Annotated in this window: 23 protein-coding genes, 1 tRNA gene and 1 pseudogene; 12 read left to right on the top strand and 13 right to left on the bottom strand. The window is 63.9% G+C overall.

Annotated features, from left to right (window positions below; genetic code table 11):
• Window positions 1-3: 3 nt before the first annotated feature.
• Together wzm and AC1D75_RS01785 are read right to left on the bottom strand one after the other, a co-directional pair.
• Complete coding sequence (gene wzm / locus AC1D75_RS01790; protein WP_495515949.1) at window positions 4-840, bottom strand: galactan export ABC transporter permease subunit Wzm/RfbD; 837 nt, start codon at window positions 838-840, stop codon at window positions 4-6.
• Between the two features lie 82 nt (window positions 841-922).
• The gene (locus tag AC1D75_RS01785; RefSeq protein ID WP_495513608.1) at window positions 923-1,465 is read right to left on the bottom strand and encodes a bacterial proteasome activator family protein; all 543 of its coding nucleotides are present in this window, start codon (window positions 1,463-1,465) and stop codon (window positions 923-925) included.
• Between the two features lie 92 nt (window positions 1,466-1,557).
• On the opposite strand from AC1D75_RS01785, the gene AC1D75_RS01780 reads away from it, so the two are divergent.
• Window positions 1,558-2,754 (top strand): cysteine desulfurase-like protein, encoded by a 1,197-nt coding sequence (locus AC1D75_RS01780; RefSeq protein WP_495513607.1) that lies wholly within the window; start codon window positions 1,558-1,560, stop codon window positions 2,752-2,754.
• Between the two features lie 88 nt (window positions 2,755-2,842).
• On the opposite strand, the gene AC1D75_RS01775 is transcribed toward AC1D75_RS01780, so the two are convergent.
• Window positions 2,843-3,811 (bottom strand): NAD(P)H-quinone oxidoreductase, encoded by a 969-nt coding sequence (locus tag AC1D75_RS01775; RefSeq protein WP_495515948.1) that lies wholly within the window; start codon window positions 3,809-3,811, stop codon window positions 2,843-2,845.
• A 146-nt stretch (window positions 3,812-3,957) separates the two neighbouring features.
• Between AC1D75_RS01775 and AC1D75_RS01770 the strand changes: the two genes are divergently transcribed.
• The 3 genes from AC1D75_RS01770 to AC1D75_RS01760 all read left to right on the top strand — a co-directional run bounded on the left by AC1D75_RS01770 (window position 3,958) and on the right by AC1D75_RS01760 (window position 5,626).
• Window positions 3,958-4,443, top strand: a complete 486-nt coding sequence (locus AC1D75_RS01770) for a MarR family winged helix-turn-helix transcriptional regulator (RefSeq protein WP_495513606.1) — start codon at window positions 3,958-3,960, stop codon at window positions 4,441-4,443.
• 13 nt (window positions 4,444-4,456) lie between these two features.
• A tRNA-Ser gene (locus AC1D75_RS01765) sits at window positions 4,457-4,541 on the top strand.
• A gap of 197 nt (window positions 4,542-4,738) precedes the next feature.
• Entirely contained in the window at window positions 4,739-5,626 is an 888-nt protein-coding gene (locus AC1D75_RS01760) for an exodeoxyribonuclease III (protein WP_495513605.1), read from the top strand.
• Between the two features lie 36 nt (window positions 5,627-5,662).
• Here the strand turns inward: AC1D75_RS01760 and AC1D75_RS01755 are convergent, their stop codons facing one another.
• Window positions 5,663-6,385: a LysR substrate-binding domain-containing protein gene (locus tag AC1D75_RS01755; RefSeq protein ID WP_495513604.1), complete on the bottom strand. Its 723-nt coding sequence runs from the start codon at window positions 6,383-6,385 to the stop codon at window positions 5,663-5,665.
• 47 nt (window positions 6,386-6,432) lie between these two features.
• Here AC1D75_RS01755 and AC1D75_RS01750 point away from each other — a divergent pair, with 47 nt between their 5' ends.
• The gene (locus AC1D75_RS01750) at window positions 6,433-6,804 is read left to right on the top strand and encodes a DUF5997 family protein (protein WP_495515947.1); all 372 of its coding nucleotides are present in this window, start codon (window positions 6,433-6,435) and stop codon (window positions 6,802-6,804) included.
• A 72-nt stretch (window positions 6,805-6,876) separates the two neighbouring features.
• Here the strand turns inward: AC1D75_RS01750 and biuH are convergent, their stop codons facing one another.
• Window positions 6,877-7,602, bottom strand: a complete 726-nt coding sequence (biuH, locus tag AC1D75_RS01745; RefSeq protein ID WP_495513603.1) for a biuret amidohydrolase — start codon at window positions 7,600-7,602, stop codon at window positions 6,877-6,879.
• 38 nt (window positions 7,603-7,640) lie between these two features.
• Window positions 7,641-8,993: a cytosine permease gene (locus AC1D75_RS01740; RefSeq protein ID WP_495513602.1), complete on the bottom strand. Its 1,353-nt coding sequence runs from the start codon at window positions 8,991-8,993 to the stop codon at window positions 7,641-7,643.
• 194 nt (window positions 8,994-9,187) lie between these two features.
• Between AC1D75_RS01740 and AC1D75_RS01735 the strand changes: the two genes are divergently transcribed.
• Window positions 9,188-9,859 carry a GntR family transcriptional regulator gene (locus tag AC1D75_RS01735; protein WP_495513601.1) on the top strand — a complete coding sequence of 224 codons (672 nt, stop codon included), beginning with the start codon at window positions 9,188-9,190 and terminating at the stop codon, window positions 9,857-9,859.
• Between the two features lie 37 nt (window positions 9,860-9,896).
• On the opposite strand, the gene AC1D75_RS01730 is transcribed toward AC1D75_RS01735, so the two are convergent.
• Window positions 9,897-10,952, bottom strand: a complete 1,056-nt coding sequence (locus AC1D75_RS01730; protein ID WP_495513600.1) for a beta-ketoacyl-ACP synthase 3 — start codon at window positions 10,950-10,952, stop codon at window positions 9,897-9,899.
• A gap of 248 nt (window positions 10,953-11,200) precedes the next feature.
• On the opposite strand from AC1D75_RS01730, the gene AC1D75_RS01725 reads away from it, so the two are divergent.
• Window positions 11,201-12,226 carry an alpha/beta hydrolase gene (locus tag AC1D75_RS01725; protein ID WP_495513599.1) on the top strand — a complete coding sequence of 342 codons (1,026 nt, stop codon included), beginning with the start codon at window positions 11,201-11,203 and terminating at the stop codon, window positions 12,224-12,226.
• A gap of 13 nt (window positions 12,227-12,239) precedes the next feature.
• On the opposite strand, the gene AC1D75_RS01720 is transcribed toward AC1D75_RS01725, so the two are convergent.
• A complete protein-coding gene (locus AC1D75_RS01720) occupies window positions 12,240-13,154 on the bottom strand; it encodes an oxygenase MpaB family protein (protein ID WP_495513598.1) in 915 nt (304 codons plus the stop codon).
• 135 nt (window positions 13,155-13,289) lie between these two features.
• Window positions 13,290-13,877, bottom strand: coding sequence for a TetR/AcrR family transcriptional regulator (locus tag AC1D75_RS01715; RefSeq protein WP_495513597.1), 588 nt, complete (start codon window positions 13,875-13,877; stop codon window positions 13,290-13,292).
• Window positions 13,878-13,948: 71 nt separating this feature from the next.
• Here AC1D75_RS01715 and AC1D75_RS01710 point away from each other — a divergent pair, with 71 nt between their 5' ends.
• Together AC1D75_RS01710 and AC1D75_RS01705 are read left to right on the top strand one after the other, a co-directional pair.
• The gene (locus tag AC1D75_RS01710) at window positions 13,949-15,379 is read left to right on the top strand and encodes a guanine deaminase (protein WP_495513596.1); all 1,431 of its coding nucleotides are present in this window, start codon (window positions 13,949-13,951) and stop codon (window positions 15,377-15,379) included.
• An 8-nt stretch (window positions 15,380-15,387) separates the two neighbouring features.
• The gene (locus AC1D75_RS01705) at window positions 15,388-16,344 is read left to right on the top strand and encodes an antibiotic biosynthesis monooxygenase (RefSeq protein WP_495513595.1); all 957 of its coding nucleotides are present in this window, start codon (window positions 15,388-15,390) and stop codon (window positions 16,342-16,344) included.
• A 72-nt stretch (window positions 16,345-16,416) separates the two neighbouring features.
• Here the strand turns inward: AC1D75_RS01705 and AC1D75_RS01700 are convergent, their stop codons facing one another.
• Together AC1D75_RS01700 and AC1D75_RS01695 are read right to left on the bottom strand one after the other, a co-directional pair.
• Window positions 16,417-17,877, bottom strand: coding sequence for an aldehyde dehydrogenase (locus AC1D75_RS01700; RefSeq protein ID WP_495513594.1), 1,461 nt, complete (start codon window positions 17,875-17,877; stop codon window positions 16,417-16,419).
• A 161-nt stretch (window positions 17,878-18,038) separates the two neighbouring features.
• Window positions 18,039-18,326 (bottom strand): annotated as a pseudogene (locus tag AC1D75_RS01695) (hypothetical protein); the annotation flags it as partial.
• A gap of 96 nt (window positions 18,327-18,422) precedes the next feature.
• Between AC1D75_RS01695 and AC1D75_RS01690 the strand changes: the two are divergent.
• Complete coding sequence (locus tag AC1D75_RS01690) at window positions 18,423-19,337, top strand: alpha/beta hydrolase (RefSeq protein WP_495513593.1); 915 nt, start codon at window positions 18,423-18,425, stop codon at window positions 19,335-19,337.
• A 15-nt stretch (window positions 19,338-19,352) separates the two neighbouring features.
• On the opposite strand, the gene AC1D75_RS01685 is transcribed toward AC1D75_RS01690, so the two are convergent.
• Both AC1D75_RS01685 and AC1D75_RS01680 read right to left on the bottom strand, forming a co-directional pair.
• On the bottom strand, window positions 19,353-19,667 hold the full coding sequence (locus AC1D75_RS01685) for an ANTAR domain-containing protein (RefSeq protein WP_495515946.1): 315 nt from the start codon (window positions 19,665-19,667) through the stop codon (window positions 19,353-19,355).
• A 31-nt stretch (window positions 19,668-19,698) separates the two neighbouring features.
• Window positions 19,699-20,076, bottom strand: coding sequence for a hypothetical protein (locus tag AC1D75_RS01680; RefSeq protein WP_495513592.1), 378 nt, complete (start codon window positions 20,074-20,076; stop codon window positions 19,699-19,701).
• A 236-nt stretch (window positions 20,077-20,312) separates the two neighbouring features.
• On the opposite strand from AC1D75_RS01680, the gene AC1D75_RS01675 reads away from it, so the two are divergent.
• Both AC1D75_RS01675 and AC1D75_RS01670 read left to right on the top strand, forming a co-directional pair.
• Entirely contained in the window at window positions 20,313-20,759 is a 447-nt protein-coding gene (locus AC1D75_RS01675; RefSeq protein WP_495513591.1) for an Hsp20/alpha crystallin family protein, read from the top strand.
• An 83-nt stretch (window positions 20,760-20,842) separates the two neighbouring features.
• Window positions 20,843-21,886, top strand: coding sequence for an isopenicillin N synthase family dioxygenase (locus tag AC1D75_RS01670; RefSeq protein WP_495513590.1), 1,044 nt, complete (start codon window positions 20,843-20,845; stop codon window positions 21,884-21,886).
• The last annotated feature ends 96 nt before the right edge of the window (window positions 21,887-21,982 follow it).

Genomic DNA, 21,982 nt, shown 5'->3' with positions numbered 1-21,982 from the left:
ACCTCACACCCAATACGGAACGCGGGCACGGTAATTACGCAAAACCAGCAACGCCACTGCCCATCCGGCGGCGGTGCATGCGATGACGATCAGCCAGTGATAGAGCGCTACCGATTCGCCCAGCAGTGGTCCGCGGGTGATCTCGAGGTAGTGGAACATCGGGTTGAGCTGCACGAGCTTGACCCGGCTGGAGTCGGCGCCGACGTTCTTCTCGAGGTCGGTGGCACTCCAGATGATCGGTGTCATGAAGAAGATGAGCTGAACAGCGGTGGTGAGCAACTGACCGATGTCGCGGAACCGGGTCGACAGGATGCCGAACACGATGGCCACCCAGATCGCGTTGACCACCAGCAGCGCGATGCCGGGGATGACCAGGATCACGGTCCAGGTCACCGGCTGCGGGAAGATGATCAGCAGGACCAGGTACAGCGGGATGTTGTGCGCGAAGATGATCAGCTGACGCCAGGTCAGCCGGTAGACGTGCACGCTCAGCGGAGCCGGGATCTGCTTGATCAGGCCTTCGTTGCTGGAGAAGAGTTCGGCGCCTTCGAGGATCGATCCCTGGATGAAGTTCCAGAAGATGAATCCGAGCATCACGTACGGCAGGAAGTCGTGGATCTCGTTGCCGAACAGCTGCGAGTAGAGCAAACCCATCGCGACGGCGGTGACCGCGGTGGCGATGGTGATCCACAGCGGACCCAGCAATGACCGGCGATAACGCTGCTTGATGTCCTGCCAGCCGAGGAGCAGCCAGAGTTCGGAATGTTTGAAGCCGGACGAGAGGTCGCCGAAGGCCCGCCTGAGCGACCGCGAATCGGACTCCGCTGATGGGGGCCGCATAGGTACTTCGTCGGCTGCTGTTGACACGAGAGTCGAGCCTACCGTCACCGCACCGGGGCTCTCGCTCCCATGGGGTCGAGCGTCAGAGGTATTGACCGGTACCGGCCGCCCCGTGCGGTCCGCCGGGACCACCGCCTGCGAAGGGGCCCGACGGGGGCAGCTGGCCCTGCCGCATCTGTTCGAGCTGGGCACGCGCGGCCATCTGCTGGGCGAACAGCGCGGTCTGGATACCGTGGAACAGGCCTTCGAGCCAGCCGACGAGCTGCGCTTGAGCGATCCGCAATTCGGCATCGGAGGGGACGTCGTCCTCGGTGAACGGCAGTGCGAGCCGTTCGAGCTCGTCGCGCAACTCGGGCGAGAGTCCGTCCTCGAGCTCGAGGATCGACGACCGATGGATCTGTTTGAGCCGGGCGCGACTGGCGTCGTCGAGCGGTGCGGCCCGTACCTCTTCCAGCAACTGCTTGATCATGGTGCCGATCCGCATCACCTTCGCGGGCTCGACCATGGCGCGCATGCCCTCGTCGTCATCGCCGGTGCCCTCTGAATCGGCCGACGGGACCACAAGGATGCCGTCGTCGTCGTTGATACCCGCGATCGGACGCTTGTTGAGATTTTCATCGGTCATCCGTTCATTCTCCTGATGTTGAGCGGCGATTGCACGCAGTTGCCCAGACGAGGGGCATTGCGGTGTCGCGGGGACCGTCTATGGTGGCTGCCATGGCTTATGACGTCGCCCGCGTTCGGGGACTGTTCCCGTCGCTGGGTGATGGTTGGATACATCTCGATCCGCAGGCAGGAATGCAGATTCCCGACTCGGTGGCGACAACCGTGTCGAAGGGTTTTCGATCCCTGGTCTCCCAGCCAGGTGGCATCTACCCCGCGGCCCGCAAGTCGGCGGGGATCATCGATGCCGCTCGTGCGGCGGTGGCAGATCTGGTCGGTGGCGATCCCCGCGGAGTGGTGCTCGGACCGTCCCGTGGACACCTGCTGAACGTGCTCGCCGAGAGTCTCAACACCCGGGTGTGGCTCGGATCGGAAGTGGTGGTCAGCCGGCTCGACGACGAGGCGAACGTACTGCCGTGGCTGCGTGCCGCCGATCGTTTCGGCGCCAAGGTGAAATGGGCCGAGGTCGACATCGAAAACGGTGAACTGCCGGTCTGGCAGTACGACGGGCTGGTCAGTCGGTCGACGAGCGTGGTGGCCATGCCCCTGGCGTCGTCGACGATCGGCTCTGTGGTCGACGTCGCCACCGCAGCCGCGGTGGTCCACGCGATCGACGGACTTGTGGTCGTCGACGCGACCAGCGCGGCTGCCTACACGTTGCTCGACATCGAGGCGCTCGGCGCCGACGTCCTGGTGGTCAGTGCCGACCGCTGGGGTGGACCGGCGACGGCAGCGTTGATCTTCCGCGACCCCGAGATGTTGTCCCGGGTGCGGTCGATGTCGCTGGACCCGGACGCGCAAGGTCCGTCCCGGCTGGAGGTCGACGGACATCAGCACGCCCTGCTGGCCGGCTTGGTCGCATCGATCGAACACCTCGCCGGACTCGACGAATCGGCCACCGGTACCCGGCGTGAGCGGTTGGTCACCTCGATGACGGCGCTGAGTGAATACTCACAGCGACTGCTGCAGTACCTGCTGCGATCGTTGGGGCAGTTGAACCTGGTGAATCTGGTCGGATCGGCCGCCGTACGGATTCCGGTGGTCAGCTTCACCGTGACCGGGGTGACCGCCGACAAGGTGGTTCGACGGCTGGCCGACAACGGAATCTGCGCACTCGCCGACGTGAACAGCCGGGTGCTCAGTGGCATCGGCGTGAACGACGTGGGCGGTGCCGTCACCATCGGCCTCGGTCCGTACACGACGCCTTACGAAATCGACCAGCTGGTGCGCACTTTGGGATCGCTGGGCTGACTTTCGCCATTTTTCGGCCCCCACAGTGGGCGCCCGAGGGAACATTGCTCCCTTGGGCACCTCTGCAGGGGACGAAATCGGCGGGCGCTCAGAGTGTGAGCAGAATCTTGCCCGACACCTCACCCGACTCGAGCAGGACATGGGCGGCGCCGGCTTCGGCCAGCGGAAATGTCGCTCCGACAACAGGTTTGATCCTGCCGTCGGCGATCAGCGGCCAGGTGGTGGCGACGGTGTCGGCGACGATGGCGGCCTTGTCGGACTGGTCCCGGCCGCGCAGCGCGGTGGCGTGGACGGTACCGCGCTTGCTCAGCAGTTCGGCGATGTTCAATTCCGCTTTCACACCACCCTGCATGCCGATGATCACCAGGCGGCCGTCTTTGGCAAGCGCAGACACGTTGCGGCCCAGGTACTTTGCGCCGATGATGTCGAGTATCACGTCGGCACCACCTTGCTCCTTGATCACCTCGACGAAGTCGTCGGTTTTGTAGTTGATGGTGATGTCGGCGCCGAGGTCGCGGCACAGTTCGAGCTTGTCGTCCGAGCCTGCCGTCACGGCAACCGTTGCGCCCAACGCCTTGGCCCACTGGATCCCGTGGGTGCCGATGCCACTTCCGCCTCCGTGGAGCAGGACGAGTTCACCCGGCGCCAAGTGGGCGGTTCGTTTGAGGTTGGACAGCACGGTGCAGGCCACCTCGGGTAGCGCCGCGGCCTCGATCAGATTCACGGAGTCCGGGATCGGCAGCAGGTGTTCGGCGGCGACCGCGACGTACTCGGCGTAGCCGCCACCTGCGATCAGCGCGCAGACATCTGTACCGGTGGTCCAGCCGGCCACACCGGGGCCGAGTTCGTCGATGGTCCCGGAGACCTCCATGCCGATGATGTGGCTCGCGCCGGGAGGTGGTGGATAGTTGCCCTGCCGCTGCAGCAGGTCGGCCCGATTCACGCCGGCCGCGGCCACTTTGATCAGCACCTCTCCCGGGCCTGGGCGGGGTTTGTCGACCTCGGCCACGGTGAGGTTCTCGGCCGGACCGAACTCGGTCACGTTGACTGCGCGCATTGAGGTCATGCCTCTACCTTTACTCGGCGGATGCCGTTGGGCGGTAGGTGGTGTCCGTAAGCCGCGCATTTAATGGCGGTAAGGTCCCGATTTGTAAACGCTCAATCCTGGCGTTGTTGGGTCAAAAGTCGTAGTCCGGGGGAGAAATGACAGACAATACAGCTGTGCCCTGGCTCGATGACTCTGAACAACTTGCGTGGCGATCGTTCATGAATGGATCGCAGCGCCTGTTCGACGCGATCAATGACGCCCTGGTGGAAACCGCTGGTCTCACCTTTGCCGACTACCGCATTCTGGTGTTGCTGTCGGAGTCGGAATCGATGCGGATGAGCGCTCTCGCCGATGGTGCGTTGAGCAGCAAGAGCACCATTTCGCGACGTGTGGACCGGATGGCCGAAGCCGGCTGGGTCGAGCGGATGGCCAAGGATCACGACAAGGACCAGCGCAATCGCGTCTGCCGGATCACCGAGTCGGGCCGGATCAAACTCCACGACGCCGCCAAAGGTCACGTTGTCGCGGTTCGTACCTACCTACTCGATCACCTCGAAGATCACGAGCGCGAAGCCATGGCGACAACCTTCCTGAAGGTCGATACGTGGCTGCGTGAGAACCCTCAGGCCCGCGTGAAGTAGGCTCTGTGCCGAAGGAAGCGTGGCAGAGCGGCCGAATGCACTCGCCTTGAAAGCGAGCGTGGGTGAAACCACCGGGGGTTCAAATCCCTCCGCTTCCGCAGTTCAAGGGGCTCCGGTATCAGATCAGATGCCGGGGTCCCTTTGGTTTCGGGCGCACACGGGAAAAATCACCACGCACAGGTTTCCGACCACCGCGCCCTGCTGGTCGAGGTGTGAGGTGGGCCGTCGTTGCTGAAGTCCTCTCGCGGTATTCTCGCCCCGCGACTGCGGGACAGATGTGATCGAGGAGGCGACAGTGACACCCACCGGTGGTTTCACCGTCGCATCGTTCAACGTCAACGGCATCCGTGCGGCCCGGCGCCGCGGGTTCGATGACTGGCTGGTTCAATGCGCCCCAGACGTGGTGGGGTTGCAGGAACTGCGGTGCGGCATCGATGACGTCGGCGGCTTCGGTGACCACATCGCGTCGATCGACGTCGGTTCGATTCCGGGACGCAACGGGGTGGCGATCCTGACCCGGCACGAACCCGCCGCCGTGCGCACATGGTTGACGCATCCGCCGAAGGCCCGGGGGTTGTCGGAGTTCGCCGCCGAGGGTCGCTACATCGAGGTCGATCTGGCCGATCGGCCACTGACCATCGGCAATCTCTACCTCCCCAAAGGCGGCCTGCCCGCCGAACTCCAGCGCCCCGGATCGATGCGTGAGCAACCCGACGGGGGAGTCAAATATGCTCGGAAGCAACGGTTTCTGGCCGGGTTCGCCCGCGAGCTCCAGCGCAACCGGCGGGCCGCCGGGCAGGCCGGACGGGAGTTCTTGCTGCTGGCCGACCTCAACGTGGCGCACACCGAACACGACGTGACGAACTGGCGCGCCGCTCGCAAGATGGAAGGCTTCCTGCCGGAGGAGCGGGCCTGGTTCGATGAGATCACCGGACCGCGCCGACTGGTCGATGTGGTGCGCACTCTGCACGGTGACCGTCCGGGCCCGCTCACCTGGTGGAGCTGGGCAGGGGAGTCGTTCGTGAAGGACGTCGGCTGGCGCATCGATCACCAGCTGGCCACCCCTGGCCTGGCCCGGCGCGCACGTCGGGTCACCGTCGACAAGGAATTCACGCCCCAACTCCGGCTCTCCGATCACGCCCCGCTGATCGTCGAGTACGACGACGTTCGCTCGGAGGACTGACCCTCGCTCGGGCTGTGACGCGAGCGAGGGGTGAGATCAGCGGCGTCGGCCCTTGCCGGGTTTCTTCCCGGTGGCCTCGCGGCGGGCCTGTTTGGCCAATGACTTCTCCTTGGCAGAGCGCTTGGGGGCGGGGGCAGAGCTTCCCCGCGACGAGCTGGATTTGCGACCCCGCACGATGCCGATGAACTCGTCGGCGAGCTCGGTGGTCGGGGCCGGCCACAACAGGCCGACGGATCCGGCAGGTGCGTCGGTCACCGGACGAAAGACCAGATCCTTGCGATGATGCAGTCGGGCCAGCGACTGCGGGACCAGGATGATGCCGGTACCCGCCGCGACGAGTTCCATTGCGTCGCCGGTGGTTTCCGGTTGGTGGTCCACAGCTGTTCCCGGCCGATTCGACATCACGATGGGCTCGTCGAGCGGCCACAGGAGTTGTTCGTCGGCGAGGTCGGCAACGCTTATCTCATCGCCAACGGTGAAGACGTGGTCTTTCGGCACGACCACGACGGTCGTCTCCTCGTAGAGCTCGATCGTGTGGTGCGGCCCCGGATCGCTGTGGCGCAGTGCGTCGGGAAGACGTGTGATCGCCATCTGCACCCGCCCGTCGCGGATTGCGTCAGCGCACGCGGCGACGTCCATCGCGATGAGTTCGAGAGGCGTCTGCGGGATTCGTTCACTCCAGGTGCGCACCCACTTGCCGGGTGTTACGCCGGGCACGTACGCCAGCCGAAATGAGGGGGCGTCGTCGGGTGTGGTCACGCCAAGAGGCTACCGCCCGATACCCTCGACATATGAGTTCGCAGTCGATGAAGCCGGCCACCGCCGCCAAGAAGTTGGACGTGTACCTGCCGGCGACGCCCGCCGAGTTCCAGGAGGGCCTCATCACCCGGGCGGAACTCGATGCGCTGCAGGCGGACCCGCCGGAATGGCTGCGCGATCTGCGCGTCAATGGGCCTCACCCGAAGAACCTGGTGGCGATGAAACTGGGGATCTCGAAGGGCGCTCTGGTGCGCCACGGCATCACCGAGGCGCTGACCACTGAGCAGATCAACACCCTCCTGTCCGAGATGCCCGACTGGCTCGAGGCCGAGCGTGCCACCCAGATCGAGGTTCGCAAGGAAGCGGCCAACCCGAAGCCGGCGCCTGCCGACCGGCCGCGCGCACGAAGAAGGAAATAATATCCCGATGATGGTGGCTTTCGGCGAGTAAAAGCCCCAGGTGGGCCTGGCCAAAAGCCACCACCGTTGGCCCTACAGAGCGACCGCCGCGGCGGTTTGAGAACCCAGGGCCGCGAGAAGATCGTCCGACGACGCGACCGCGCCGAAGACGCCACCCTGCATGGTCACCATCTGCAGGGCCGCGCGGTGATTCGACGGATCCGTTGCTCCGGTGCAGTCGGAGAGGACAAGGCATTCGTAACCGCGGTCATTGGCCTCGCGCATCGTGGTGTGCACGCAGACATCGGTGGTGATTCCGGTGAGGATGATGTGCGTGATTCCGTTGCGGCGCAACACCAGGTCGAGATCGGTGGCGTAGAACGCGCCTTTCCCCGGCTTGTCGATGATCACCTCGCCGTCGATGGGTGCGACTTCGGGCACGATCTGCCAACCCTCTTCACCGCGCACCAGGATCCGGCCGCATGGGCCTTCGGCCCCGATCTCTGCCCCGATCTGTGCGGACCGCCAGCGTTTGTTCTCCGGCAGGTCGGAGAGATCGGGGCGGTGTCCTTCACGGGTGTGGATGACGGTCAGTCCCGCGGTGCGGGCGGCCGCCAGCACCCGGGCCGTCGGCTCCAGTGGTGTGCGGGTGAGGGAAAGGTCGTAGCCCATCGCGTCCACGTACCCGCCGGGGCCGCAGAAGTCGGTCTGCCAGTCGATACACAGCAGGGCGGTCGACTCCGGTCGGAACGAACCGTTGTACGGCCAGGCGTACGGGGTGGCGCCGGGGAGGGTGGGGAAAGTGGAAGTGGTTGTCACAGAGTTCCTTTGACGAGATCGGGTGGTGTGATCGGTGGTCACACGGTGGACGGGACGGTCGTCTTCCGGACGATGCGATCGTGCGCGAGGGCTATGAGGGCGGCGACCACAATGCCAACAACGACCACGCAGAGTTCGGGTAGCAGGTAGTGCGCGGCGAGAGCAGCGGCCGCGCCGAGACCCCATGCGATGAAGGCGCCGGCCTCCCAGGCCCGGTCCGAACTGCGGGAAGCCTTGCGGCGCAACATCTGATCGGTGATCAACACCGCGCCGAGTGGCGGCACGACGACACCGAGCAGGTTCAGCCATTCCTCGAAGTGACTCCAGACTCCTGCCACCGCGAGGACGACGCCGATCGCACCCAGCAGCACGGTCAACGGCCGCATGCGGACACCGGTCAGCTGACTCCAGCCGACTGCGCCGTTGTACAGGCAATGCGTGCACACCGACCCAAGATTGATGAATACGAATGCCACGGCCAGTGGGACGAGTACGCCGCCGTGATCGATCAGGATGTTCAGGAAGCTGCCACCGGCGGTACCGGGATCGTCGGAGGCACCCATGGCCACGATCACTCCGCCGATCGCCAATGCGATGGTGTTGCCCACCGGGAAAGCGCTGAATGCGGCGAGGAAACCTTCACGGCCGTTCTTCGACCAGCGGGTGAAGTCGGCGGTCATCGTGCCCGAGTCTGCGAACAGCGCAACAACCAGCGTGACGGCGGCACCGAAGCTGAGCGCGCTTGCACCGGCCCCACCTGAGTACGAGGCGAAATCGGAGGCACCCGGCGTCGAGGACGCCTTGACGATCGCCACGATCCCCAACACGAGATACAGCGGCGCCGCGATGATCCCGATGACCGTCAGTGCGCGGATGCCGAGGAGTGTGGCCAGGAGATAGCCGACTCCGGCGATGAGCGCGATGAGGGTGGCGTTCCAGCCCATGCCGCTCTCGAGCGTCGACCCGGTCAGGCCGGTCTGGAAGGCGAACCAGCCGATCACGACCGTGGCCAAGAAGGCGGCCGGAATGCGATAGCCGCGGGCACCGAAGGTGCGGGCCGCCATCAGTGCGAAGTTCTCGCCGGTCTTGCCTGCCTGGTGGCTCAGTATGCCGACGTAGGCCATCAGGATCAGATTTCCGGTGAGGATGGCTGCCATGCCGAGCCAGAAGCCGAGCGAATACACCACCATGCCGCCGAAGACCGCGCAGGTCAGGATCATCGGGAAGCCGAGCCATACCGCCGACACGGAGAACAGTGACTTTCGTGCTGCGGTCGGAACCGGTCGGTCCTCGTACTCCTCGAAGGGATCGATGGGTGGCGGGGTCTCGAGTGTGTCGTTGGGCAGGTCGGCTCCCGAATGGGCGTCAACCGTGCTCGCGTGGGGGGTCATGAAGATCCTTCCGAGACGGTGCGTGCAATTTCCTATAGGAAACAGCCCTTGCTGTCGTCTTTGGTTTCACGTTTGTGAACTGGTTGTTAAACCGAGTACGGGCAGCGTTTGGGTGTTCTTGCCGGGTTTCGGGGTCGTGGTTTATCCGACTGCGAAGCCCGCGGGTGACCGCAGTTACATATAGGATTCGCGGCATGCCATCGAAGACGCCTGCCGACGCGGTGCCGGTCGCCGACCTGATCAGGGCGGACGTGGAGGAAGAGATTCTCACCGGCCGGATGACGCCGGGGAGCAAGGTGAATGCGGACGAGCTCGCTCGTGCTCGCGGGGTCAGTCACATCCCGGTCCGGGAGGCATTGCGTGCGCTGGAGGCCGATGGGTGGGTTGTCCGGCGCCACCATCGGGGCACGTTCGTTCGCGAACGGGACCGCGATGAGATGGCCGACCTGTTCGAGGCGCGGCTCATCGTCGAACATCAGGCGACCCGGTTGGCGGCGCAGCGCCGTACTTCAGAACAGCTGACGGAGCTCGAAGAGATCGTGGCACGGCAGGCCGTCGCCGAAGATCCCGCAGTCCTGGCCGCGATCAATGCGGAGTTCCATGTCGCCATGGCGTCCTGCGCACAGAACGCAGTGTTGTCGTCGATGGTCACCGACCTCAACAAGCGGGTGCGCTTTTTCTATCTGCCTGCGGCTGGGAGTCGGCGTGGCGACTCTGTGTCCGAGCACCGTGCCATCCTCGCCGCAATTCGTGATCGCAGACCAGAGGACGCTGCCGCGTTGCTGACCGAGCACATCCGCGACACCCGCGATGACGCCTCGCGTCGGCTCGAATCACACGCGGAATTGGTGGCTTTCGGCGAATAAGAGTTCGGGTGGGCCTCGCCAAAGCCACCGATTCCGGCTAGAAGCTGGCCTCGACCGGCGCCGGGGGCAGGGTAACGACCTGGCCGGCGTAGCTCAGGCCGGCACCGAAGCCCAGGAGCAATGCAGTCTGGCCGCCTTTGGCTTTCCCGGTCACCAGCATCTCTTCGATGGCCAGCGGGATCGATGCCGCTGAGGTGTTTCCGGTGGTCTCGATGTCGTTCGCGACGGGAACGTCGTCGGGCAGACCGAGGTTGGCCTTCATCAGCGTGTTGATCCGGGCGTTGGCCTGATGCGGGATGAAGATCTCGATGTCTTCCTTCGCAACTCCGGACTGTTCGAGGACCTTGCCGAGTGCCTTGGGCAGAGTGATTGCCGCCCAGCGGAATACGCGACTGCCCTGCATCTCGACGACCATCCGCCCGATCGGGTCGGTCTCGGGGTCCTTGGACTGGAACTCTTCGGCGCGGTTCATGTACTCGGGGATGTCGTAGTTCTGCGAGATGGCGTCGCTGTTCTCGCCGTCGCTGCCCCAGACGGTGGGGGAGATGCCATTCTCCGCGCTCGGACCGACCACGACCGCTCCGGCACCGTCGCCGAAGATGAAGGCGGTGTTGCGGTCGGTGGGTTCCATCACCACCGACATCGTCTCGACCCCGATCACCAGTACGTGCCGGGCCGAGCCGGACCGGATCATGTCGGTCGCCAAGCCCAGGCCATAGCCGAAACCACCGCAGCCCGAAGCGACGTCGAAGGCCGGGATCCCGTTGATCCCGAGATCGAGAGCCACCACCGGGCCGCCATGGGGAATCTTTGTCTTCCAGCTGCCGGTCGCCAGGATCAGGGCGTCGACGTCCTGGCGGTCGATGCCACTGTTCTTGATGGCACGATCGGCAGCTGCGACGGCCATCGATCGTGCGGTCTCGTCTCCGCTGATCCACCGGCGACTCCGGATACCGCTGCGTTCGAAGATCCACTCATCCGTCGAGTCGAGGATCTCGCACACCTCGTCATTGGTGACGATCCGTTTCGGTCGGTACGCGCCGATCCCCAAAATCGAGACGTTGCGATGGCCAGTGGTTGCCGCGATGTTCATGCCTGATCCGAGCCCCTTCGATCGGTTCACCGAGTTCATCGATTTTTCGCAGGGTACGCGCTCTCAGTGCCTGTGCGGGGGAGGCGCTACGCCTTTCAGTTCCTGTCGAAGCAAATGTGATCGGTTGCGCGCCAACTGTCATCGTAGGGCGCCTGGGTGGAGACGTACCCACCCGTCGGCTACATTCTGCAAAGGGGTGGGGTTCGGTGCGTAGTGCATCGAGCATTTCGAAAGGCTGACCAACCTCGATGCGCATCACCTCCACAGTCGGGGCTCTCGCTCTGACTTCACTCGTCGCTCTGACAACTGCAACATTCGGCACGAGTACCGCCTCGGCGGACACCGACGATGCCGATTCGCAGGCCTACATCACCAGCATCGAAACCCTCACAGATCAGCACTGGGTGATCAACGTGTACTCGCCTTCGATGGACTCCATCGAAGCGCTTGATGTGCTCGTCCCTGCCGACCGCAGTGAGCCGAGCCCAACCCTGTACGCGCTCAACGGCGCCGGCCAGGGTGCGGTGGAGAAGTCCGGTTGGTTCGAGGCCACCGACGTTGTCGACTTCTTCGCCGACAAGGACGTCAACGTGGTTTCCCCACGGGGCGGCACATTCAGTTACTACGCCGACTGGATCAAAGATGACCCGGAACTCGGTCACAACAAGTGGGAAACGTTCCTGACGAAGGAACTGCCGCCGGTCATCGACGCCGAACTCGGCACCACGGGCGTCAATTCCATCATGGGTATGTCGATGAGCGGCTCGTCCTCGTTGTTCTTGGCCGCGCTCAACGGCGACCTCTACCAGGGCGTCGCATCGTTCAGTGGGTGCGCCCGGACCACCGATGTCGTCGGACGCGAATACATGAAGTTGGTCGTCGAGACCCGCGGTAAGGGCGACATGACGAACATGTGGGGCGAGCCGGAGAACCCACTGTGGGCCGAGCACGACATGTACCTCAACGCAGACAAGCTCCGCGGCAAGGCGATCTATCTGTCGAGCCGAAACGGGCTGCCCGGCAAGTACGACAACGAAGACAACGTGCGGCTCAACGGCCAGGTCGACAGCCTTACGGACCAGATCATCCTCGGCGGCGGCATCGAGGCCGCGACCGGCCTGTGCACCCGGCAGGTCGCTGACCGGCTCAGCGAACTCGGGATTCCGGCGGTGACCGATCTCGATCAGCCCGGCAGCCATTCCTGGGGTTACTGGGAAGAGGACCTGCGCAAGTCCTGGCCCACGCTGGCAGCATCGATGGGTATTGCGGTCTGAGGCTTTCGGTGACTCAGCGGCCGTTGTGGATGCGGCGCGGGTCGACACCTTCGCGTTCCCAACCGGCTGCCGCGTACTTGATGTACAGCCGGCGCACCGGAAGGCGGTTGAAGATCGGATTCGCCGCGCGCAGGGCTGCGGTGAAGCGGTCGTAGCGCTTCTGCATCTTCGGGTTCCACTCCAGCTCACAGACATCGCGCATCTGCTGGGGCACGGTGCCGATGACCACGGTGCGGACGACCGCGTTCAACGGACGTGACAGCACCATCCAGATGGGCGCCGGAATCGATTTCGGGCGGGGCAGGCCTTTGCGGAGGTATCCGGTGGCGTAGGTGATCGTCTTCGTCGGCACAAAGCGGTCCAGCATCGAGTCCCAGTATTCGCAGAATTCCGAGTAGGTCTCGGGCTCGTTGCGCGAGCTGACACCGTAGAGGCGGTACCAGGCCTTGCCTTCTTCGAAGATCTGCGCCTTCTCGGCGTCTGTCAGTCGACGGATGAAAGTGTCTGCCGTGTAGATGACCTGGTCGATGAATGTTGCGTGCGCCCAATAGAAGAGCTCGGGATTGAGTGCGTGATAGCGCGATCCGTCGCTGTCGATCGTGCCTTTGATCGGTTTGTGGAAGTCGCGGACCCGGCGGCCCCACTCGTGGGGGTTCGCGCTGTAGATGGTGTTCATGATCGGGGGCACCGTGCGCTGTGCGCGGCCGGTGAAATCGGAGAAGATCACCGAGTGGTCTTCGACGCCTTTGGCGAGCTGTTCGATGCAGTTCTCGGTGCCTGCGGTGCGCTGGAAGCAGAAGGCGCTGCGGATGTCCCCGTAGAACTTCCAGACCAATGAGTCCGGCCCCAGCGGCGGCGCCGAGGTGGCGTCTCGATCATCGATCGGCATGGGTGCGGCCTCACGAACCGCGCTGTCGAATGCTGTCATGGCGACGCCCCCTGTGCTGACACAAATCTGTAAATACGTTCCAACTGAAGTGACGATAGCAGTTTGTATCGGCGGTCGTGCGAGCAAACTAGGGTGGCCGTGCGACGGGTGTGGAACGGATAGCCGCGAAGTGTGTCACCAGATCATCGGTGCAAGAAACTTCTCTGCGAACTGACGGGTGGCGGCGGCGTCGGACAGATCGAGTGCGCGGGAGCGGGACATCGCGAAGGACGCCACGAGGCGCATCTGCAACTCGGCGGCGAGTCGGAGGTCACCGGCCGGCATGGACGCACCGGCCTTGCGCAATGTGTGCGCGATGGCATCGCTGAACGAGTCGATGACCGCGTCGGACTGCGACCGCTCGAATCCGATCAACAGGTCGAGCGCTTCGGGCTCGTCCGCGATCAGTCGCCGGGCAAGCGGGTTGGTCCGGAAAGCCTCGATGGTCTGGGTGAAGGCCTCGACCACGGCAGCGCGGGGGTCGAGGCCCTCAACCGAAGCTGCCACACCGCGCATGAAGTCTGCTTGCATCCGCGCTCCGACGGCCGTGAGGAGATCTTCTTTGCTGGGAAACCGGCGGTACAGGGTGCTCCGGCTGACCTGGGCCTGCTGTGCGATCCGCTCCACGTTGGCGCCGCGGACGCCCATGGAGGCGAACTCCGCGACTGCCGCCGTGAGGATCGCCTCTTCCTGTTCCTGGTGGGTTGCGTTGGTGCGTTGCACCTTTTCAACCCTACCGATCAGACGTTGGTGAGTGATTGACGACATTTAATTATGGTGACCGCCGAGCGCGAATGGCGCCGGGGTGCTTTAGTGATTCGGTGAAACACCTCTACCGCGGACAGATCTTTCATATCGCCGGTTCGCCGAAAGTGACCGCAGCGCACGACGCACTTGTCTTCATCGAAGACGGTGCTCTTGTGGTCGAAGAAGACGGAACCATTTCCTGGTGCGGTGAATTCTCCTCGCTCCCAGATGAACACGATCATTCGGTGGTCGTCGACCATCGGCCCGGATTCATTCTCCCTGGTTTCGTCGACACCCATATTCATTTCCCGCAGACATTCGCCGGTGACGCGTATGGCGGTGGGCAATTGCTGGAATGGCTCGAGCGGTGCATCTTTCCCTCCGAATCGAAACTCGGTGATCCCGAGTTCGGGCAGCTGGCCGCCGCCGAGTTCACGCGCAGGCGGGTCCGGGCCGGGACCACCGCTGCGATGGTGTTCGGGTCGGCGTACCCCCACGCGCAAGACGCGTTGTTCGAAGAGACGCAGCGACGGGGGCTCCGCATCGTCAGCGGTCGTGGAATCCAAACCCGTGGACCCGATTCCGCGGGTCCTCTGCTGACAAGTGAAGAAAAGGCGATCGAGCTGACCGCGGCAGAGGTCGACAAGTGGCATGGCGCCGACACCGGAGACGTCGCGACCGCACTGTTGCATGTCGCACTGGTGCCGCGGTTTTCACTGTCGGTGACACCGACAACGCTGGCTGCATTGGGTGAGCTGTACACCGACCTGCGATCGAAGGGCGTGTACGTCCACACGCACCTGAACGAGAACAATCGGCCGGGTACCGGTGAGGTCGACGCGACCAAGGCTGTCTATCAGGTCGACAACTATCTCGACACCTATGACGGAAAGTTCTTGCCGGGCTCCAAGATCGGTGGCGACTCGCTCCTCGGACCGCGCACGATCATGGCGCATTCGGTGCATTGCCAGGACGGGGAATTGGCCCGCATGGCGGAGACGGGAACCTCGATCTCGCATTGCCCGACCTCGCAGCTGTTCCTGGGGTCGGGCACCATGCCGTGGTTGCGGACCGTGGCGTCCGGAGTGAACATCTCCCTCGGAACCGATCACGGTGGCGGCGACGAATGGCTGATCTCGCGAGTCGTCAACGACGCCTTCAAGGTTCACATCACCGAGCCCGGTGATGCCGGCGTTTCGATGCATCCGGCGGAGATGCTGTTCGTATCAACCCTTGCCGGTGCCCGCGCGCTCGACATGGAGGACCGGTTCGGCAACTTCGACATCGGCAAGGAAGCCGACTTCATCGTGATCGATCCCGAGCGGTGGCCGCCGCTGTACAACGCGGTCACCCACGGTGTTCGTGCTGACGACGCCGAATTGGCCCGGGATCAGTTGCTCTTTGCGCTCCTCATGCAATTGCGTGAACCTGCCATCGCCACGGTGTACGTCCAGGGTCGCAAGATCGACGAGGACTGATTCCGTAGATGATCGATACATCCGGTGAGGCAACCGTTTTTGTTGCCTTTCACCCGGACTCCGACAACGACTTCGCGGATTGGTCCGGGCAGGTGCGGGCGGTCGCGGAGAATGCGGTGGGCTATCGGCATCTCGCGGTGGCCGAGGAACGGCAACCGGCGATGGCGTTGACGTTTGCCGACGAGGCAGTGTTGCAGGCGTGGCTGGACTCACCGGAGTGGTGCCGGTTGCTCAAGGTGGGGACAAGCCGTGGCATCCGCCGCGAGTTCAGTGATCTGGTCACCGTCGACGGTGAGCAACCGCCATCCGGTGTGGGCATCTTCGTCCACCGGGTGGAACCGGATAACCTGGCCGGATTTATTGCAGCGCAGAGCAAGTTGATGGATCTGAGTGCAGCCGCACCGGGTTTCGAGTACTCGATTCTCACCGGACCACGTCTCGCCGCCGACGGAATCGAAGAGTGGACCGCCGTGGTCAAGTTCCGCACCGACGCTCTGCTGAACCGGTGGCGTGATGCTCCGGAACGCGCGCAGGCCCTTGGTGAACTGAGGTCGAGTCTCGAGGAGGACTTCTCCTCGTCGTTCGAGGCGAACTCGTTCGGTTCGATCGTGCGGGTCGCCGACGGCCGATCGGCGGCAACACCCGAATGGAAAGTCGGGATGATGGTGCTGCTGGTGCTCTACCCGACAGTGATGGTGCTGTCGCGTTTCGTGGGGCCGTACTTCGACCAGTGGGGCGCCGAGCCCTGGTTGTCCATGTGGCTCAGCCAGATTCTGTCGGTGTCACTGCTGACGTATCTCTTCATGCCGATGGCCACCGCGGCGTTCTCGTTCTGGCTGGATCCTTTTCGAGGATCGTCACTCAAGATGTCGCTCGTCGGTGTCCTCGCGGTGCTTGTGCTCTACGCCGCCACCCTCACGTTGTTTGCCAACGTACGGTGGCTGCAATTCTGGGACTATGCCTGAGCGATAACTGCGGCGGCACTTGGGTAGTGCCTGGCCGGGCCTCCCCGCCCGACCAGGCACTGGTCTGGGGGATCAGCGGAAAATGGTCTTGATGTTCTGGTAGGCGGACATCGCACCGGGGCCGAGTTCGCGACCGAAGCCGCTGTCCTTCACCCCGCCGAATGGTGCGAACATGTCGATCAGGTAGGTGTTGACCCCGATCGTCCCGGTCTGGATCTGCCGGGCGACATCCATGCCGCGGTCTTCGTCGGTGGTCCACACCGATCCGCCGAGGCCGTACGGCGAATCGTTGGCGATCCGGATCGCGTCGGCGTCGTCGTCGAACGGAATGATCGACAAGACGGGGCCGAAGATCTCTTCCCGCGCGATTTTGAAGCTGTTGTCGACGTCCGCGAACACGGTGGGTTCGACAAACCAGCCGTCGTCCAGACCGGCGGGCCGGCCACCGCCCGTGACCAGCCGTGCACCCTGTTGCTTGCCCGAGGCGATGTAACCCTCGACGCGGTCGCGGTGCTGCGCGCTCACCATCGGGCCCAACGTGGTCGCCGGATCGAGTGCATCACCGACCACCAGGGTGCTGACCAGCGCCTCGAAGGCGCCGACGACCTCGTCGTAGCGGCGCCGCGGCGCGAGTATGCGGGTGCCGAGGAAGCACGTTTGGCCGTTGTTGAGCATGGTCGCGCCGAAGAGTTTCTCGCCGATGACAGTGAGGTCGAGATCGGCGTCGTCGAGAACGATGGCGGCAGACTTGCCGCCCAATTCCAGGTTCACCGGCCGCAGCAGCCGCCCGCAGACCTCCGCGATCGCACGGCCGGCACCGGTGGAACCGGTGAATGCGACCTTGTTCACGTCGGGATGCTGCACCAGATAGGCGCCGGTCTCGCGGCCGCCGGTCACGATGTTGAGCACGCCGGCAGGCAAACCGGCAGCTTCGGCGGCCTGCGCCAACAACTCGGAGTCGAGAACGGTTTCCGGTGAGGGCTTGAGAACCACGGTGCACCCGGCGGCCAGGGCCGGCGCGTACTTGAACGCGGCGAGGCATTGCGGGAAGTTCCACGCAGCGATTGCCGCGACCACGCCGATCGGTTCCTTGCGGGTGGTCGAGGTGCCGCCCAGCATGTGCGGATTGGTCTCCTCTGCGATCGACTCGCGGAGCAGCGACGCGTAGTAGCTCACCGTTGCGATCGGGAAACCGCCTTCGAGCTGGCCGGCCGTCGAGATCGGCATGCCGTTCTGCTCGGAGACCCGCGCGGCGATCTGTCCTGCCCGCGCCGTCATCTCGGTGGCCAGTCGGTCGAGGGCATCGGCGCGCGCTGCCGGCTCCCAGGTGCGCCACCCGGTGGGATCGTCGAATGCCCGGCGGGCAGCAGCCACGGCGGCGTCCACATCGGTCGGGCCGGCATGTGGAACAGAACCGATCGGTGCGCCCGTGCTCGCGGAGAGGACCTCGATTCGATCTGTGGTCGAGGGTGTGGCCCACTTGCCGTCGATGAACAGCGAACTGACGTGGACGGCCTCGGCGGCACGGGTCATGATCGAACTCCTTGCGATGCGGGTCTGCAATCGACGTCAGTGTGCCATGCTCCGCAGCCGAGAATGCCGGTTTACATAAATTGGTCCCACAGGTTGTTGATCAGCAAAGATCGGTTTCCTCATTCACTCCCGTGATCGATGTCCGGAATCACCTCGGGACCGTCCTCCTCGAGCTCCGCGTCGACGACTTCTTCGGACAGCGTGTCTTCTGGCGCGATGGCCACCGGAATGTCGGGCTGATTTTCGATCTCGACATCGGGTACCTCTTCGGCCAATTTCTGGTCCAGAGACTCACCCTCGGCTTGTTCGCTGGGTGTGGTGCCGAACTTGTCGGCGTCCTGCCAGTTGTCCGGCGGGTCCACGACGCCGTCGTCGTCGAGGTTTCGCTCGTCCGGGTCCAGGCTTTCGCTGGGGCTCAGGGTGTCTCCGGGTCCGTCTTCGATACTCATGCCTGCAGCGTGCCCGCTCACGGTGGTCGCAAAACATCCCGCACCGCGGAATTTGGTCTCACGTGCAGGTTCATCGCGGCGCAGTACATTGGGCCGATGGCAGTCGATGATGCGACCTCGGCCTTACTGGCTCGCTTGGCGGAGGCCGGTGAACCGCGGATTGATCAACTGGCGGTGCCGCAGGCGCGCGAGGTCTTCGCCGCACTCGCCGAGTACTTGGAGCCGGGGCCAGATGTATATGCGGTTGCCGAGGACACCGTGGTGGCCGATGACGGGTACCGGATTCCGGTGCGCGTCTACAGCGCGACCGAGCAGCCTCGTGGGGTGATCGTCTACTTCCATGGTGGTGGTTGGGTGCTCGGATCCACCGCGGTATATGACTCCACCCTCAGGCGGCTGGCCGCGGTCGCCAATTGTGTTGTGGTGTCGGCTGATTATCGCCTGGCGCCTGAATATCCATATCCCACTGCTGCACATGACGCGTGGGACGTGACGAATTGGACGGCAGCGAGTTGGCCCAGTCTGCCGCTGATCGTCGCGGGGGACAGCGCAGGCGGCAACCTGGCCACCGTCGTCGCACAACGCGCTGTCCGTGAATCCGGTCCCCTCATTGTGTTGCAGGTCCTGATATATCCCATCGCCGATCATGATCTGGATACGGTCAGCTACCTCGATCCCGCGAATCAACTACTTCTGGACAGAGATTCGATGATCTGGTTCTGGAATCACTACGCACCCGACCCGGACGTCCGGAGCCAGGCGGACGCGTCTCCATTGCGGGGAGTTCTGGCCGGATCGCCGCCGGCGCTGATGCTGATACCCGAATACGATGTGCTGCGAGACGAGGGTGAGGCGTACGCCGTGGCCCTCGGAGACGCGGGAGTGCCGGTGCAACTCAACATCTTTGACGGCCAGATGCATGGGTTCGCCCAGTTCCCGGGAATCCTGCCCGCGGCCGACAAGGCGTTGGGGCTGATCGCCGAACGGGTCACAGCGGTCACCGACGGGTGAGCGTCGTCCGGTGTGTCACACGCCGGATGAGTCTGCCTCCGGCAGGAGGATGTCGGAACCGGCCTCCACCACTTGGCGAGCGAGCACGGCAAGTCTGATGTTGGAATCCTGCGAGAACCTCCGGAGAAGTGCGAAGGGCTGATCGGCATCGATGCCGAACCGTTCCATGATCATGCCCTTGGCCTGCCCGATCACGTCTCGGCTCTCGGCCGCGAGCTGTAACTGTTCGTTCTCGCGTGAGGCGGCGAAGGTGAGAGCTGCGTGGGCCGTGAACAACTCGCCGATCAGCTTGGAATCGGCATCGAATCCACCGCCGGTGTGGCTGTACATGTTCACGGTTCCGATCCTGTTCACGCCCGCGTCAAATGGCAGGCAGAGCATGGCACCCAAACCGGCCGCGGTTGCCGATCGAGAGAATCGGCCCCACCGCGCGTCGCGGGAGACATCCTCGATCAGCACGGTTTTCGTGTTGGGTTACCGAGTGCAGGCTGGGCACTTCCTCGAGGCTCACCTGAAGACTGTCGCAGGTGCCTGCGAACCCGTCGATCGCCACGGTTCGCTCGATCGTCTCCTTGCTCGCGATGACGATGCTGACACCGTCGGCGGTCGGCATGAGATGCTTCGCCTTCGTTGAAATAGCCTCCGCGAGTGCACGAATATCACCGCGTTCTGCGTAGAGTTCCCGAGCGATCGCGGCCAGATCCACGGGGAGGGTTTTTACGTTCTCGTTCATGGCCATCCTTCGCGCTGCACGAATTCCGGCTGTCGATATTAGCTCGCTGACGGCCGGTTCCCGCGATGCACCCCCTCTGCCGAATATGGCCAATAGGTCTGTGCGGCAGCAGCTCCCGGCAGAAAAATTTTTGCGCGGAAGGGCTTGGCACTCCCGCCTGTGGAGTGCTAAAACTATCGGGCACAGTGATTTGGTCGCCCGCCAGGGTGGCGGGCCATGAGCGACGTAGGAGGTGGGTTGCTGTGCTTCGATTCGATCCTTTCAGTGATGTTGATGCGTTGACCCGCGGATTGCTGGGTGCCCGAACCGAGGGGGCGGGATCTTCGCGAACTCCCCGGTTCATGCCGATGGATCTGTGCAAACTCGATGGGCACTATCTGCTGACGGCTGATCTCCCCGGCGTGGATCCGGGTTCGGTCGATGTGAACGTCGACAACGGTGTCCTGACGCTCTCGGCGCAGCGCACCGCCCGGTCCGATGACGGCGTGCAGTGGTTGACCAATGAACGGTTCTTCGGAAGCTATCGTCGCCAACTGTCGTTGGGTGACGGAATCGACACCGCCGGAATCAGCGCGCACTACGACAATGGTGTTCTCTCCGTGACCATCCCGATCGCAGAAAAGGCCAAGCCTCGCCGCATCGAGATCGAACACTCCGACAACGTTCGCTCGATCGAGTCCAGCGGCTGACAACTCGCCAGAGATCGTCGCTCGACATGCGGGCTCCGTGGGCGCTGAACTAACGTTGACGCAAGCGCTGCGGAGGAGTTCGGATGACATCTGATTTTGTGGTCCCCACTGTCGACATCACGGCATACGTGAGTGGGGGAACTGCCGCCGAGCGGGCTGTCGTCGCTGAGCGCATCGACGCGGCCTGCTCGGCGGTCGGTTTCATTCAGATTGTCGGACACGGTATTTCGACCGCGGTGGCGGATGCCTTCGCTGCAGCGATGGACGGCTTCTTCGCCTTGCCGCTCGACGTCAAGAAGGCGTATCGGACACCTCCGCGCATCAATCGCGGTTACACCGCGCCGAAGTCGGAGTCCTTGTCACTGAGTCTCGGTGTCGAGTCCGCCGATCGAATGAACGACTTCTTCGAGGCCTTCAACGTGGGGTCCTGTGCGGCCGACTATCCCGATCATCACCTCCCGCAGGACGACTACGCCGAAAACCTCTGGCCGACAGAAGCTCCGGAGTTCGAGGCGGGGGTATCGGCCTACTATGCCGAGGCGGCCAGGGTGGCACGCACGCTCACCCGGATCTTTGCCGATGCCCTGGATCTGGAGCCTGACTTCTTCGCCGGGTTCACCGACCATTCCCTCGACGTATTGCGGATGAACAACTACGCCTTGCCTCCCGGCGAGATCGACGTCGACGGTGAGCTGACCGGGATGGGTGCGCACACCGATTACGGGATCGTCACCGTCCTGTGGGCTGACCAGGTGAAAGGTCTTCAGGTCCTCGGCCACGACGGGATCTGGCACGACGTCTCACCCGCCGACGGTGCGCTGCTGGTCAATCTCGGCGATCTGATGGCGCGCTGGACCAACGAACGCTGGATGTCCACGCTGCACCGGGTGAAACCGCCAATTGTCAACGGCGTCATCGAACGTCGACGTTCGGCGGCCTTCTTCCACGACGGCAACATCGACGCGACGATCAGCACCCTGCCGTCGTGCATCGGCGACGGCAGCAAATACGAGCCGGTGACGGTGGCCGATCACCTCGCGGCGAAGCTCGCCGGATCACGTGCCGGGGTGGCCAATGCCGCGGCCGAACGAGAGGCCGCCCGCGTCCGGGCTTCTGCCACGACTTGACCCCGATCGCACCCCGATGATGTGGTCTTTTGGCGGCGGCCACCTGCGCGTTTGTTCGCCAAAAGGGCACACTATCGGGAGCGCGCAGGACAGACT

It is taken from the genome of Williamsia sp. Y712 (assembly GCF_059445525.1).
The sequence above is the reverse complement of the archived record's forward strand: the minus strand, read 5'-3'. Positions and strand labels throughout refer to the sequence as shown.

Bases quoted from the DNA above. Each gene is read 5' to 3' on its own strand.
- AC1D75_RS01775 (WP_495515948.1), bottom strand. From the start codon at position 3,811: ATGCGCGCAGTCAACGTGACCGAGTTCGGTCCGGCCGAGAACCTCACC.
- AC1D75_RS01700 (WP_495513594.1), bottom strand. From the start codon at position 17,877: ATGACCCGTGCCGCCGAGGCCGTCCACGTCAGTTCGCTGTTCATCGAC.
- AC1D75_RS01770 (WP_495513606.1), top strand. From the start codon at position 3,958: ATGACAGACAATACAGCTGTGCCCTGGCTCGATGACTCTGAACAACTT.
- AC1D75_RS01740 (WP_495513602.1), bottom strand. From the start codon at position 8,993: ATGACCCCCCACGCGAGCACGGTTGACGCCCATTCGGGAGCCGACCTG.
- AC1D75_RS01735 (WP_495513601.1), top strand. From the start codon at position 9,188: ATGCCATCGAAGACGCCTGCCGACGCGGTGCCGGTCGCCGACCTGATC.
- AC1D75_RS01705 (WP_495513595.1), top strand. From the start codon at position 15,388: ATGATCGATACATCCGGTGAGGCAACCGTTTTTGTTGCCTTTCACCCG.
- AC1D75_RS01720 (WP_495513598.1), bottom strand. From the start codon at position 13,154: ATGACAGCATTCGACAGCGCGGTTCGTGAGGCCGCACCCATGCCGATC.
- AC1D75_RS01680 (WP_495513592.1), bottom strand. From the start codon at position 20,076: ATGGCCATGAACGAGAACGTAAAAACCCTCCCCGTGGATCTGGCCGCG.
- AC1D75_RS01730 (WP_495513600.1), bottom strand. From the start codon at position 10,952: ATGAACATCGCGGCAACCACTGGCCATCGCAACGTCTCGATTTTGGGG.
- AC1D75_RS01780 (WP_495513607.1), top strand. From the start codon at position 1,558: ATGGCTTATGACGTCGCCCGCGTTCGGGGACTGTTCCCGTCGCTGGGT.
- wzm (WP_495515949.1), bottom strand. From the start codon at position 840: ATGCGGCCCCCATCAGCGGAGTCCGATTCGCGGTCGCTCAGGCGGGCC.
- AC1D75_RS01690 (WP_495513593.1), top strand. From the start codon at position 18,423: ATGGCAGTCGATGATGCGACCTCGGCCTTACTGGCTCGCTTGGCGGAG.
- AC1D75_RS01725 (WP_495513599.1), top strand. From the start codon at position 11,201: ATGCGCATCACCTCCACAGTCGGGGCTCTCGCTCTGACTTCACTCGTC.
- AC1D75_RS01670 (WP_495513590.1), top strand. From the start codon at position 20,843: ATGACATCTGATTTTGTGGTCCCCACTGTCGACATCACGGCATACGTG.
- AC1D75_RS01710 (WP_495513596.1), top strand. From the start codon at position 13,949: ATGGCGCCGGGGTGCTTTAGTGATTCGGTGAAACACCTCTACCGCGGA.
- AC1D75_RS01685 (WP_495515946.1), bottom strand. From the start codon at position 19,667: ATGTACAGCCACACCGGCGGTGGATTCGATGCCGATTCCAAGCTGATC.
- AC1D75_RS01750 (WP_495515947.1), top strand. From the start codon at position 6,433: ATGAAGCCGGCCACCGCCGCCAAGAAGTTGGACGTGTACCTGCCGGCG.
- AC1D75_RS01785 (WP_495513608.1), bottom strand. From the start codon at position 1,465: ATGACCGATGAAAATCTCAACAAGCGTCCGATCGCGGGTATCAACGAC.